Source organism: Delftia sp. BGA-UO-ETr-SB1 (assembly GCF_059567865.1).
This window is the reverse complement of record NZ_JCAQOW010000006.1, coordinates 791,102-804,548: the sequence shown is the minus strand read 5'-3', so window position 1 is coordinate 804,548 and position 13,447 is coordinate 791,102. Positions and strand designations below refer to the sequence as shown.

Here is a 13,447-nt window from a genome sequence, read left to right as displayed (position 1 = left end):
CGCTGGCGTTCAGCCCTGGCCCAGCAGCGAGGTGCGCATGGCAGGCGCCGAGGTCTGCGGCGCCAGCCAGATGCCGAAGAACAGGCGCGCATAGTCGGCATCGCGCAGCTGCGCCGTCTGCCGGCCGTTGTGGAAAAAGCGCACATCGCCCTGGCCGTCGTTCAGGCCCAGCAGCCGGTCCTTGGCCACCACATCGGGAAAGGCCTGCTTCATCAGGTCCAGCCATTGGCGGGCCTGCTCTTCGGTGAAGCTGCCGACCCTGCGCATTTCGGCGATGGAGCGCTCGGCAATGGCCGCGCCTTCGAGCTTGCGGTCATAGACCAGCTCCAGCGCAAATGGGTGGCGGGCGTAGTCCTCGGGCAGCAGTCCGGGCGCGGCCCACAGCCGCGCCTCATAGACGCGCAGGCCGAAAAAGCGCAGCACGGCCGTGCCCATCAGGCGCGCGGACGGCAGGGCGCTGCGCAGTTCGGCCGGAAGTTCGGCGGTCGGGGTGATGGCGTGCAGGGCGTTGGACATGGTGATCAATGAAGGGGCAAGGACGCAGGCGGCGCCCCAGACCAGGGCCTGGCGGCGGGGGGCGCGGCGCGCGTGGGGTTGCGGGGCTGTCATGGCAGGGGCTTGCGCAGCGTGAACTGGACGACATCGGTGTTGCCGGTGTCGAAGGCCGCCTCGCAGTAGGCCAGGTAGAAGGTCCAGATGCGCACGAAGCGTTCGTCAAAGCCCTGGGCACGCACGGCCTCCATGCGCTCCTCGAAGGACTGGCGCCAGCGCCGCAGCGTCTCCGCATAGTCGCGGCCGAAGGACATGCGGCCTTCCACCACCAGGCCGGCGCGGCGCGCCTCCTGCTCGAAGGCGGGGATGCTGGGCAGCAGGCCGCCCGGGAAGATGTACTGCTGGATGAAGTCGGTGGAGCGCAGATAGCGCGCGAACAGGTCCTCGCGCAGCGTGATGGTCTGTATGCAGGCCAGCCCTCCTGGCTTGAGGCAGTCGCGCAGCGTCTGGAAGTAGCCGCGCCAGTACTCGCGGCCCACGGCCTCGAACATCTCGATGGAGACGATGGCATCGAAGGGCTCGCCCGCATGGCGCGCGGGCAGGTCGCGGTAGTCCTGGTAGCGCAGCTCCACCGCGTCGGCCAGGCCCGACTGCTGCATGCGCTGCTGCCCCCAGACCAGTTGCTCGCGCGACAGCGTCACGCCCGTGACCCGGGCGCCGAACTCCTGCGCCGCCGCCTCGGCCAGCCCGCCCCAGCCGCAGCCGATTTCCAGCAGGCGCTGGCCGGGCTGCAGCCGCACCTCGTCCAGCGTGCGCCTGAGCTTGGCCTGCTGGGCCTCCTGGAGGTCCGCGTTGCACAGCGCTTGGCCCGTGCGGCCCTGGAACCAGGCCGCGCTGTAGCTCATGCCCGGGTCCAGCCACAGGCGGTAGAAATCATTGCCCAGGTCGTAATGGGCATGGATGTTCCTGGCGCTGCCGGCCCGCGTATTGCGTTGCAGCAGATGGCGCAGGCGGTAGCTCAGCCGGCCCCACCAGCTGCCATAGACCAGGCTTTGCACATGGTCGCGGTTGGCCATGCACAGCCGCAGCAGGGCGGCCAGGTCGGGGCTGTCCCACTCGCCGGCGATATAGCCTTCGGCCAGCCCGATGTCGCCCGATTTGAGCGTGCGCTCCAGCGCCTGCCAGTCGTGCAGCACGCAATGCGCATCGGCAGCCCCCGACGGGGGGCGGGGCAGGTGCAGCAGGCGGCCATCGGGCTGCTCCAGGTCCAGCTGCCCGTGGGGCAGGCGTTCGAGCAGGTTCAGCACCCGGCGCGCCCGTGCAGGCGTGCGGCGCGGCGCTGCCGCGGAGGGGCTCAGCAAGGGGGCGGCGGTAGTGTTCATCGTGTGACGAAGCGCTTGGGCTCGGAGGGTTTGCCATGGAAAGGCACGCGCTTGGCCCAAAGGCGCAGCGCATGCCAGTGGATGCGGGCGACCACGCCCAGCGTCATCAGGGGCGTGCCGAAGAAGGCGCGGCGCACGGTGGCGCCGTCGAGCGGGTGCAGCACGCCGCCCACGCTGGTCTGCAGCAGCGGGCCGTCCTCGTCGTGCAGGTCCACGCGCGCCAGGGTGCGGTCTTCGCCGCGCTCGAAGCGGAAGCGGTACTCGCCGCGCACCTCGCAGAACGGCGAGACATGGAATTGCTTGCGCGCCACCTGCTCGCGGCCCCAGTCCAGGTCCGGCCCCGCCAGCAGATAGGCGTGGCGCTCGCCAAAGGTGTTGTTGACCTCGGCCAGCACGGCGGCCAGCGAGCCGTCGGCGCGGTGCGCATACCAAAAGCTCACGGGCTTGAACACGTAGCCCAGCACGCGCGGGAAGGTGTGCAGCCAGACCTCGCCATCGGCGTCGGCTATGCCTTCGCTGTGCAGCAGCTGCTCGAACCAGGCCAGTGCGTCGCAGCCGCCCTCGCCATGGTCGCTGTCATGAAAGCTCAGCCAGCCCAGCCGGTTGCGCCGCAGCGCGGCGTCCGGCTGCGTGCGCAGGCTGCGCAGCGGCAGCATCAGAAAGTAGCCGGGATAGCGGAAGGCATGCTCGACAGGCCGCAGGCGGCGGTGCCAGACATGGCCGAAGCCGATGAGGGGGCGGGCCGTCATGCAACCCCCTCGAAGGCCGCGCTGGCGGGCAGGACGGGTAAGGCCGGCAGGGCACGCAGCAGGCCATCGGCCGCGTCCAGGCCCGAGCGCAGGCCGTCTTCGTGAAAGCCGTAGCCGCACCATGCGCCGCAGAACCAGGTCCGGCGCTGGCCCTGCACGCCGGCCACGCGGCCCTGGGCCTCGATGGCCGCCAGGTCGAACACCGGGTGGCTGTACTCGATGCGCGCATGGACCTGGCCTTCATCGATCGGGCGCACCGGGTTCAGCGAAACCATCACGGGCTGCTGCCACGGCAGGGGCTGCAGGCGGTTGAGCAGGTAGTGCAGGCAGACGCCGGCCTGGTCCCGCCCCGGGTCGGCCGCGCGTTCGTAGTTCCAGGCGGCCCAGGCCGCCTGCCTGCGCGGCAGCACGCTGGCATCGGTGTGCAGAACGGCCTGGTTGGGCTGGTAGCGGATGGCGCCCAGCACGCTGCGCTCCTGTGGCGTGGCATCGCTGCCGAGCAGGCGCAGGGCCTGGTCGCTGTGGCAGGCCAGCACCACGGCGTCGAACGGCTCCGTGCCGTTCGCCGTCTGCAGCAGCGCGCCGTGCGCGGCGCGGCGCAGGCCCAGCACGGGCGCATTCAGGCGCGCCTCGTGGCGGCCGTCCTTCAGCAGCGCGGCCACCATGCGCCGCACGTACTGGCGCGAGCCGCCGCGCACCGTGTGCCACTGCGGCCGGTCCGTGACCTGGATCAGGCCGTGGTTGTGGCAAAAGCGGATCAGCGTGGCCACGGGAAAGCGCAGCATCTGGTCGGTGGGGCAGGACCAGATGCAGCCCATCATGGGCAGCAGGTAGTCCTGACGGAAGGCGGCGCCAAAGCCGTGGTCGTCCAGAAAATCGCCGATGGCGCTGCGCAGCCGCGCTTCATCGCCTTCCTGGGCGATGCGCGTGGCCAGGCGGTTGAAGCGCAGGATCTCGGCCAGCATCTTCAGAAAGCGCGGGCGCAGCAGATTGCCCCGCTGCGCGAACACGCCGCCCAGCGAACTGCCGCTCCATTCCAGGCCCGCGCGGCCATCCGCCTCAGGCACCTGCACGGAAAACGACATCTCGGCGGCAGCCGTAGGCACCTGCAGCTGCTCGAACAAACGCGTCAGCAGCGGATAGGTGCGGTGGTTGAAGACCAGAAAGCCGGTGTCCACGCCCTGGCTCACGCCGCCCAGCGTCAGGTCCACCGTGTTGGCGTGCCCCCCGAAATGGCCGCCCGCCTCCAGCAAGGTCACGGCAGGCCCGCCCGGCGCCGCGGCCAGGCGGCTCGCTGCGGCCAGCCCCGCAATCCCCGAACCGATGACAGCAATGCGATGCATGGAGGCGCCCTTCTTGGTTGAACAGCCCGACTAGACCATAAAGACCAAATAGTGAACTGATGAGTTCAAACTATAAACCAAACATACCCGCTTTGCACTATTTGGTATCAGATATGACCTGCGAGGTCTAAAATATCGCTATGACTAGCCGCTCCTCCATCAAAGAACAGATACAGCGCGTGCGCGAGCAGGCCATCGTGGCGGCCGTCAACCGGCTGCTTGCCACCAAGGGCTACGACGCCATGACGGTGGACGAGGTCGCGGCCGAGGCCGGCATGGCCAAGGCCAGCCTGTACAAGCTGTTCACTTCCAAGGAAGAACTGGCGGGCGCCGCCATGGTGGGCGTGCTGGACCGCGCCCTGGCCTTTGTGGACGGCCTGCGCGACACGGCGGCCCAGGCCGCCGAGGCCGGCACGCCGGTGCGCCCGCTGGACCAGCTCAAGGCCGTGACGTGCTGGGCCATGCAGACCCAGCTGGAAGGCGAAATGCCCTCCCTGCCGGCGCAGAACTCCAACCTCAGCGCCTCCCTGCAATCCAACGATGCCTACATGGACCGGCTGATCGCCCTGAGCAACCGCCTGAGCATCTGGATCACCGAGGCCCAGACCAGCGGCCAGCTGCAGCCCGCGCTGCCGGCCGAGCTGGTGCTCTACACGCTGTTCGCGCGGGCCTGCGATCCGGTGGTGGCCCTGCTCAAGGAATCGGGCCAGTACACGCACGCGCAGATCATCGACTGGGTCACGAGCACGACCTTCGACGGGCTGGCCGCAGCCGGTTGAACGGCCGGCCCGGGCCACTGCGGCCTCAATGCAAATGAGAATTCATATCAACTGGATAAAATGCCGGGAGTTCTTTGACGCACAAGAGGAAAGGCCCGGCACGTGCATCCATCCACCGACAGTGGCGCCAGCCAGGCTCTGGGCAGCATGTACGCGCAGCACAACCATTGGCTGGTCGCGTGGCTGCAGCGCAGGCTGGGCAACCGCTGCGATGCGGCCGACCTGGCCCAGGACACGTTCACGCGCATCTGGGTCAGCGCCAGGACACAGGCCATCGAGGACATCCAGGAGCCCCGCGCCTACCTGACGACGGTGGCCCGTCGGCTGCTGGTCAACCACCTGGAGCGCCGCTCGCTGGAGCAGGCCTACCTGGCCTCCCTGCACCTTCTGCCCCAGGCCACCGTGCTGTCCGTGGAGGCGCGGGCCATCCTGCTGGAGACGCTGCAGGAGCTCGATGCGCTGCTGGACGCCCTGCCCGCCAAGGTGCGCACGGCCTTTCTCATGTCCCAGCTCGAAGGCCTGTCCTACGAGGACATTGCCGCCCACATGCAACTGAGCGTGCGCACCGTGACGCGCTACATGGCCCAGGGCTTTCGGCAATGCCTGCTGGTGATGCTGGAGCGCTGAGCATGCAGGCCGCAGACGCACGCATCCTGGACGAGGCTGCCCGCTGGCTGGCCCGCAGGCACGCCTCGGACTTCAGCGCCGCCGAGCAGGCCGAGCTGGCACGCTGGCGCAGCCAGAGCAGCCGGCATGAACAGATCTGGCAGTGCGCCGAGCAGCTCAAGGGCCGCTTCAACGCCGTTCCCGGCGCCGTCGGCATGGCCACGCTCAACCGCGCGCGTCCCTCGGCCGCAAGGCGCCAGCTGCTGCGCTCGGCCGTGCTGGCCCTGGCCACGCCCGCGCTGGGCTGGCTGGCCTGGCGCCACCTGCCCTGGCAGGACTGGACGGCCGACTACCGCACGGCCAAGGGCGAGCGCCGCGCGGTCACGCTGGCCGATGGCAGCCGCGTGCAGCTGAACACGGCCTCGGCCATCAGCGTGCGCATGGATGGCACGGCGCGGCGCATCCGCCAGCATGCGGGGGAAATCCTGGTCGAGACCGCGCATGCCCCGCCCTACGCCTCCCAGCCTTTCATGGTGCAGACAGACGACGGCCAGATGCAGGCCCTGGGCACGCGCTTCATCGTGCGCAAGCTGGAGCACGGCACGGCGCTGGCCGTGCTGGAGGGCGCGGTGCGCGTCACGCCGGCAGCATCGGCCACGGCCGTGGTGGTGCATGCGGGCGAGCAACTGCATTTCGACGGCCATGGCACCAGCGCCACCCGCCCGGTGGCGGCGCGGGACTCGGCCTGGACGCTGGGCGTGCTCTATGCCGAGAACCTGCGGCTGCAGGACTTCCTGGCCGAGCTGTCGCGCTACCGGGAAGGCCTTGTGCGGTGCGATGACGATGTCGCCGACCTGCGCGTCTCCGGCACGTACCAGCTGCAAGACACCGACCGCATCCTGGCCCTTCTGGCCCAGACCCTGCCGGTGCGCGTGCACGAACGCAGCCGGTACTGGGTGACGGTGGCGCGGCGCTGATTTGGATTTTTTTCTGCCAGGGCTGTCCGGTTTTTCACTCTCGCCTGTCAAGGGGTGTGAAAAGCACTTTCATCGACCGCCCAGAGGACAGAACACCATGCACTCCCCTTCTTCCACCGCCGGACCACGCGCCAGCCTGCGCGCCACCGCCTTGGCGGCCCTGGCCGTCAGCACCTCGCTGCTGCTGCACGCGCTGCCAGTCCAGGCGGCCGAGCCGGCCGCCAGCGCCGCTGCCCGGAGCTACCAGATCCAGCCGGGACCGCTGGGCCCGGCGCTGATGGCCTTTGCCGCACAGGCAGGCGTGAACCTGGGCATGGACCTGCAGCAGCTCGGCGGCATGGAGACACGCGGCCTGTCCGGCACGTTCTCCGTGGAGGACGGCTTTGCGCAGCTGCTGAACACGTCAGGCTGGACAGCGCGCCGCGTGGGTGCGGGCAACTATGCGCTGGAGAAGCCGCCTGCGGCGGCCCGCCAGGCGCCGTCCGCTGCAGCGGCCGTGCCCGCAGCAGCCCAAGCCGCAGCAGAGGCCACGGAACTTGCCGCCATCACGGTGACCGCGCGCACGCAGAACAACCTGGTCGCGCCCTCGCGGCAGGTCACGATTCTGGAAGGCCAGGAGGTGGAGCAGCTGCGCCAGGGCTCGGACAGCCTGGCCACCATGCTCAGCAAGGTGGTGCCTGGCATGGCGGACTCCAGCCACACCATCACCGACTACGGCCAGACGCTGCGGGGCCGCAACATGCTGGTGCTGGTGGACGGCGTTCCGCTGAACACCAACCGCGATTCGTCCAGGAACCTGGCCAACATCAACCCGGCCGACATCGAGCAGATCGAGGTGCTGCGCGGCAGCAGCGCCATCTACGGCAGCGGTGCGGCGGGCGGCATTGTCTCCATCCGCACCAAGCGGCCCTCTGGCGAGACGCGGGCCGAGACCATCGTCACCGGCTCGGCCCCGCTGTCGCGCCTGCGCGGCGCGGGGCTGGGCGGCGAGGTGCAGCACTACCTGTCCGGCGGCGGCGAGGTGGTCGACTACTCGGTGAGCCTGGGCGCAAAACACATGGGCGGTGCCTTTGACGCCAAGGGCAACCGCATTGCGCCCGAGCCCAGCCAGGGCGACCTGTTCGACTCCAACATCTACAACGCCTCGGCCAAGATCGGCTTCAAGCTTGACGCCGACCAGCGCCTGCAATTGACCGCCAGCCACTACAACGCGGCCCAGGATACGGACTACGCCTCCGACCCGTCGGTGGCGCGGCTGCCGGCCGGAACGGCGGCGGCCCGCCCCATCAAGGGCCTGGTGCTCGCAGACCAGAACCAGATCAAGAACACCATGCTGGGCCTGGACTACGAGAACCGGGACATCGCAGGCAGCACGCTGGCCGCCCAGCTCTACTACCGGGATTTCTTCACGCGGTTTGCGCCCTTCGACGCACGCGCCGTGCCGGTGCGGGGCGCCAATGTCGACCAGTCCATGCAGAACTCCGAGGTCTTTGGCGGGCGCCTGACACTGAAGACGCCGCTGGGCGCCAGCAAGAAAAGCCTGCTGATCTGGGGTGCGGACTTCCACCAGGAGCGCACCGACATGCCCATCGACATCTTCGACCCCAGGGCCTATGACGCCAGCGGCGGCCTGGTCTTCAACAAGACCGGGCGCCTGATCTACATGCCCCCGGTCACCACGCGCAGCATCGGCGCCTTCGCCCAGCTGCAGCACCAGTTCAGCGACCAATGGTCGGCCGAAGGCGGCCTGCGCTACGACCGCGCCCAGGCCAGCTTCAACGACTTCACGCCGCTGTCGCAATCGCGGGTGCCCAACCCCCAGTCCGTGAATGGCGGCACCGTCCAGTACAACGCCTGGACCTACAACCTGGGCACGGTCTTCACGCCGGTGAAGGGCCAGGAGTTCTATGCCTCGTACAGCCAGGGCTTCGAGCTGCCGGACATCGGCGTGGTGGTGCGCAATGCCACGCCGGCCTTCAACCTGGGCAACTCCAACCTGCAGGCGGTCAAGACCCACACCTATGAAATGGGCTGGCGCGGCAAGTTCTCCAACGTGATGGCCAATCTCAGCGTCTTCCAGTCGCGCTCCAACCTGGGCGCCGTGCAAAGCTTCAACAACGGCCTGTCCCTGCTGCGCACCCGCGAGAAGATCCACGGCATCGAAGGCGGCCTGGACTACTTCAGCGATGACGACCACTGGAGCGCGGGCGGCAGCTTCACCTGGATGAAGGGCCGCGAGCTGCCCCAGGCCGCCAGCGGCTACCAGGACATGACGGGCTTTCGCATCCCACCGCTCAAGCTGACGGCCTATGTGGAGTACCGGCCCGATGCCCGCTGGAGCCACCGCCTGCAGGCAACCTCGTATGCCGCCAAGGACTACCGCCTGGACGGCAAGACCGGCTTTGGCCGCTATGACACGCGGGGCTACACCACGGTGGACCTGATCAGCCAGTGGAAGATCGACCCCAAGAACCGCGTGTCCCTGGGCGTGGAAAACCTGTTCAACCGCCAGTACTTCCCGCTCTACAGCCAGCTGCTGCGCAGCAACAACAACACCAGCCGCCTGCCAGCGGCCGGCACGGTGCTGAAGATCAGCTACGCGCACACCTGGTGACCCGCGGGCAGGCACCGATCGCCGGGGCCTGCCAATACCCACCCGTGCAGCCCGGATGACCCCCTGGTTAAAATGAGAACCAATCGCATTAAGTCATTGATATCAGGGGATTCATCTTTGCGGTTGTGGGGGTCAGCATGTCATCCGGCGAATTCGCGCTGCACAACGAGGTCCAGTCGCTCTATCGTGACCATCACCGATGGCTGCGCGATTGGCTGCGCAGAAAACTGGGCTGTTCCCACCATGCCGCCGACCTGGCCCACGACACCTTCGTGCGCCTGCTCGGCCGCAAGGAGCGGGCGGACCCGGTGGACCCCCGCGCCTACCTGACCACCATCGCCCACGGCCTGGTGGTGGATTTCCACCGGCGCCGGGCGCTGGAGCGGGCCTATCTGGAATCGCTGGCTGCCCTGCCCGAGCCGCAGGCGCCTTCGCCCGAAGCACGCGCCATCGTGCTGGAGGCCCTGGTGGCCATCGACGCCATGCTCGACGGCATGAAGCCCGCCGTGCGCCAGGCCTTCATCCTCTCCCAGCTCGAAGGCCTGACCTATGCGCAGATCGCCGCGCGGCTCCAGGTGACCGTGCGCACCGTCAACAACTACATGCTCAAGGCGCTGGAGCACTGCTACCTCATCGTGGCAGACGGCGCATGACGGCCTTGCCCTCGAACAGCGACAGCGCCCTGGACGCGGCTGCACATTCGCCCACCCACACCACCACCCCAGCCCAGGCGCAGGCCCGCATCCGCCAGGAAGCGATTGCCTGGTACGCGCGCCTGTGCTCCGGCGATGCCACCGACGCCGACCGTGCCGCCTGGCAGCGCTGGCATGAGTCCCACCCCGAGCACCAGCGCGCATGGCGGCATTTCGACGCCCTGCAGTCCATGCTGCAGCGCGTGCCCGGCCACCTGGCCGCCTCCACGCTGCAGGCCAGCCGGCGCAGCCGCCGCCGGGTGCTGCGCGGCATCGGCGCACTGGTGGGCAGCGGGGCCGTGGCGGGCCTGTCATGGCAGTTGGCCGGCAGGCAGGGCGGCGTGCGCTCCTGGCTGGCCGACTACCGCACCGGCACGGGCGAGCGGCGCACCGTCACGCTGGCCGACGGGTCCGAGCTGACGCTGAACACCCGGACCTCGGTGGATGTGTCCATGGATCCCACGCGCCGGCTGCTGGTGCTGCGCGAGGGCGAGATCCTGGTGCAGACCGCCCATTCCCTGGCCGGGCCCGGCGCGGGCGCCAAGGATGGCCGCCCGTTCATGGTGCACACGCCGCAGGGCCGCATCCTGGCGCTGGGCACGCGCTTCACCGTGCGCAGCGAGGGCGGCGAGGGCGGTGACACCGTGGTGAGCGTGCTGCAGGACGCCGTGGAAATCCAGCCCCTGCAGGACCCCAGCCGCAGCCTGCGGCTGCAGGCCGGCCAGCAGGCCAGCTTCAGCCGCAACGGCATGCTGCCCGCCCAGGCCGCCGACCCGGCCCTGGTCAGCTGGCTGGGCGGCAGCCTTATCGTGGACGGCTGGCGGCTGGAGGACGTGGTGCGTGAACTCGCACGCTACCGGCCCGGCCGCCTGGCCTGCGACCCGGCCGTGGCCGACCTGCGCGTGTCCGGCGTGTTTCCCCTGGCCGACACGGACAAGGCGCTGGCCGTCATCACGCGCGCCTTCCCGGTGCGCGCGGCCGGCCTGTCGCGCTACTGGCTGACCCTGGTGCCCGTCTAGGGCCAGCCTAGGGCCAGCCTAGGGCCAGCCAGGGTCAGCCATTTCCCCATGCCGCGCAAAAAACTTCGCGGCCCATTTTCATCTTTTGCGATCTCGTTCGGCTCCCTTCATGAAAGCCCTTGTCTCACCGCTGTTCATGGCCAGGAAACCCGAATGCAAACGCCCTTCACACCGACACCCGCCCGCGCGGCGCTGACCTGCCTGCTGGCTGCGGCGGTGGCATGTGCGGCCCCCGGCCATGCGGCCGAGCCCCTGGCGCAGACCCGCCAGGCCGCCAGGGCCTATGAGATCGGGGCCGGCCCGCTGGCCTCGGTGCTGGGCCAGTTTGCGGCGGCCGCAGGCGTGGCCCTGTCCTATGACCCGGCCAGCACGCGCCAGCGGCAGTCGGGCGGCCTGCGCGGCAGCTATACCGTGGGCGCGGGCTTTGCAGCCATCCTGGCGGGCTCCGGGCTGGAGGCGGTGGAAGGCGGCGCGGGTGAATTCATCGTGCGCAAGGCGGCCATGCCTGCAACGGCGGGCGCTGCAGCGGCCGACGCCACCGAGCTGCCCGCCGTGCGCGTCGTGGCCCGGGCGGCCCCTGCCCCGGTCGATGCCGACGAGCGCTACCAGCCCACGCCCGATGCCTCCAGCCTGCGCACCACGGCACCCGTGCTGGAGATCCCGCAGGTGGTCAACGTGGTGCCGGCCCAGGTGATCCGCGACCAGCGCCCGCGCAACCTGGACGAGGCGCTGGCCAATGTCAGCGGCGTCACCCAGGGCAACACCCTGGCCAGCACGCAGGACACCATCATGAAGCGCGGCTTCGGCACCAACCGCGACGGCTCCGTCATGCACAACGGCATGCCACTGGTGCAGGGGCGCGGCATGAACGCCGCCGCCGAGAGCGTGGAAGTGATCAAGGGCCCGTCCTCGCTGCTGTACGGCCTCATGGACCCGGGCGGCGTGATCAACGTGGTCAGCAAGAAGCCGCAGCTGCGCCAGCGCACGGCGCTGTCGCTGCAGGGTTCGGGCTACGCGGGCGGGCGCAACGGCACGGGTGCCACGCTGGACACCACCGGCCCCATCGGTGAGAACGGTCTGGCCTACCGCCTGGTCGTCGACCATGTGGACGAGGACTACTGGCGCAACTTCGGCCAGCACCGCGAGACGCTGGTGGCGCCGTCGCTGGCCTGGTATGGCGACGACACGCAGGCCGTGCTCTGGTACGAGTACCGCAAGTACCTGACGCCCTTCGATCGCGGCACGGCGCTGGACCCGGTCACCCGGCGCCCGCTGGACCTTCCCGCCACGCGCCGGCTGGACGAGCCCTTCAACCAGATGACGGGCGAGACCCACCTGGCCCAGCTCTCCGTGGACCACCGCCTGGGCAGCGGCTGGGCCGCCCACCTGAACCTGAGCTACAACCGCGAGATCTACGACGCCAACCAGCTGCGCGTGAACGGCGTGAACACCGCGCGCGGCACCCTGCAGCGCAGCAACGACGCCACGCACGGCGCACTCAGCACCGACAGCTATGGCTCTGCCTATGTGGACGGCAGCGTGCAGCTGGCCGGCCTGCGCCATGACCTGCAGTTCGGCGCCGATGCCGAGTACCGGCTGATCTACCGCTCCGACCTGCTGCGCCAGGCCGTGACCTCCACCTTCAGCTACACCAATCCCGTCTATGGGCTGGAGCAGCCCTCGGCCACCGTCTCGGCCAGCGACAGCGACCAGAGGGACCAGCTGCACAACCAGTCGCTGTTCCTGCAGGACGCCATCCACCTGGGCGACCGCTGGGTGCTGACCACCGGCCTGCGCTACCAGACCTGGCGCCAGACCGCCGGCCGGGGCCGCCCGTTCAAGGCCAACACCCAGGCCGACGGCACGGCCTGGCTGCCGCGCGCCGGCCTGGTCTACCAACTGGCCAACGGCCTGTCGCTCTACGGCAACTACTCGCAGTCGCTCAGGCCCACCTCCACCATCGCGCCGCTGGCCAGCGGCACCGTGATCGACTCGGGCGTGGCGCCCGAGGAGGCCCGGTCCTGGGAAGCCGGCGCCAAGCTGGACCTGCCAGGGCAGCTCACCGGCACGCTGGCGCTGTTCGACATCCGCAAGAAGAACGTGCTGGTCTCGCAGTTCAACGACGCCACCAAGCTGACCGACTGGCGCACCTCGGGCGCGGCGCGATCGCGCGGTCTGGAGGTGGATGTGGCCGGCGAGCTGGGCCGCCACTGGAGCGCCATCGCGGCCTTTGCCTATGTGGATGCCAAGACCACGCAGGACCCGCTCTACCAGGGCAACCAGCTGTGGAACGTGGCGCGGCAGACGGCCTCGCTGTCGGCCGTGTACGACTTTGGCCAAGTCCTGGGCGATGTGCTGGGCGATGTGCTGGGCGAGGGCCGGCTGCGCGTGGGCGGCGGCCTGCAGTACGTGGGCAGGCGGCCCGGCGACTCGGCCAACTCCTTCTGGCTGCCGGGCTACACCGTGGCCCATGCCTTTGCCACGTATGACACGCGGATCAACGGCTACAGGACGCGCTTTCAGCTCAACGTGAAGAACCTGTTCGACCGCACCTACTACCCGTCGAGCGCCAACACCTACTTCATCTCGATGGGCGACGCGCGCCAGGTGCTGCTGCGCGCCACGGTCGAGTTCTGAGCGCGCGCCAGCCCCGCCCCCGCCCTTTCCTTTTCCGTGTCTGTCCCGGCCCGCAGCCGCATGCGATGCCGCGCATCACGCATCACGCATCACCTCCATGAACTTATCTCCCCGCTTATCGCCTCGCCGAACGCCCTGCCAAACGCTTTTTTCCTCT

General features: G+C 69.3%; 11 protein-coding genes. 7 read left to right on the top strand and 4 right to left on the bottom strand.

Annotated elements, in window-relative coordinates; all coding sequences use genetic code 11:
- Positions 1–9: 9 nt before the first annotated feature.
- From AC57B5_RS22410 to AC57B5_RS22395, 4 genes are read right to left on the bottom strand one after another with little or no spacing between them, the layout of a single operon-like run.
- Positions 10–609 carry a hypothetical protein gene (locus AC57B5_RS22410; protein WP_496400346.1) on the bottom strand — a complete coding sequence of 200 codons (600 nt, stop codon included), beginning with the start codon at positions 607–609 and terminating at the stop codon, positions 10–12.
- Positions 606–1,874, bottom strand: a complete 1,269-nt coding sequence (locus tag AC57B5_RS22405) for a class I SAM-dependent methyltransferase (RefSeq protein WP_496400345.1) — start codon at positions 1,872–1,874, stop codon at positions 606–608. Before AC57B5_RS22405 ends, AC57B5_RS22410 begins: the two co-directional genes overlap by 4 nt.
- Positions 1,871–2,623: a DUF1365 domain-containing protein gene (locus AC57B5_RS22400; protein WP_013800469.1), complete on the bottom strand. Its 753-nt coding sequence runs from the start codon at positions 2,621–2,623 to the stop codon at positions 1,871–1,873. Before AC57B5_RS22400 ends, AC57B5_RS22405 begins: the two co-directional genes overlap by 4 nt.
- Positions 2,620–3,966 (bottom strand): NAD(P)/FAD-dependent oxidoreductase, encoded by a 1,347-nt coding sequence (locus AC57B5_RS22395; RefSeq protein ID WP_043825165.1) that lies wholly within the window; start codon positions 3,964–3,966, stop codon positions 2,620–2,622. Before AC57B5_RS22395 ends, AC57B5_RS22400 begins: the two co-directional genes overlap by 4 nt.
- A gap of 140 nt (positions 3,967–4,106) precedes the next feature.
- On the opposite strand from AC57B5_RS22395, the gene AC57B5_RS22390 reads away from it, so the two are divergent.
- The 7 genes from AC57B5_RS22390 to AC57B5_RS22360 all read left to right on the top strand — a co-directional run bounded on the left by AC57B5_RS22390 (position 4,107) and on the right by AC57B5_RS22360 (position 13,290).
- Complete coding sequence (locus AC57B5_RS22390) at positions 4,107–4,745, top strand: TetR/AcrR family transcriptional regulator (protein ID WP_063328501.1); 639 nt, start codon at positions 4,107–4,109, stop codon at positions 4,743–4,745.
- 147 nt (positions 4,746–4,892) lie between these two features.
- Entirely contained in the window at positions 4,893–5,372 is a 480-nt protein-coding gene (locus tag AC57B5_RS22385) for a sigma-70 family RNA polymerase sigma factor (RefSeq protein ID WP_051941123.1), read from the top strand.
- A gap of 2 nt (positions 5,373–5,374) precedes the next feature.
- Entirely contained in the window at positions 5,375–6,328 is a 954-nt protein-coding gene (locus AC57B5_RS22380) for a FecR domain-containing protein (protein WP_496400344.1), read from the top strand.
- Positions 6,329–6,425: 97 nt separating this feature from the next.
- Positions 6,426–8,942 carry a TonB-dependent receptor gene (locus AC57B5_RS22375; protein WP_496400343.1) on the top strand — a complete coding sequence of 839 codons (2,517 nt, stop codon included), beginning with the start codon at positions 6,426–6,428 and terminating at the stop codon, positions 8,940–8,942.
- Positions 8,943–9,079: 137 nt separating this feature from the next.
- Positions 9,080–9,595 (top strand): sigma-70 family RNA polymerase sigma factor, encoded by a 516-nt coding sequence (locus AC57B5_RS22370; RefSeq protein ID WP_012207690.1) that lies wholly within the window; start codon positions 9,080–9,082, stop codon positions 9,593–9,595.
- Complete coding sequence (locus tag AC57B5_RS22365; RefSeq protein WP_496400342.1) at positions 9,592–10,653, top strand: FecR domain-containing protein; 1,062 nt, start codon at positions 9,592–9,594, stop codon at positions 10,651–10,653. Before AC57B5_RS22370 ends, AC57B5_RS22365 begins: the two co-directional genes overlap by 4 nt.
- 153 nt (positions 10,654–10,806) lie before the next feature.
- Positions 10,807–13,290 (top strand): TonB-dependent siderophore receptor, encoded by a 2,484-nt coding sequence (locus AC57B5_RS22360; RefSeq protein ID WP_496400341.1) that lies wholly within the window; start codon positions 10,807–10,809, stop codon positions 13,288–13,290.
- Positions 13,291–13,447 lie beyond the last annotated feature (157 nt).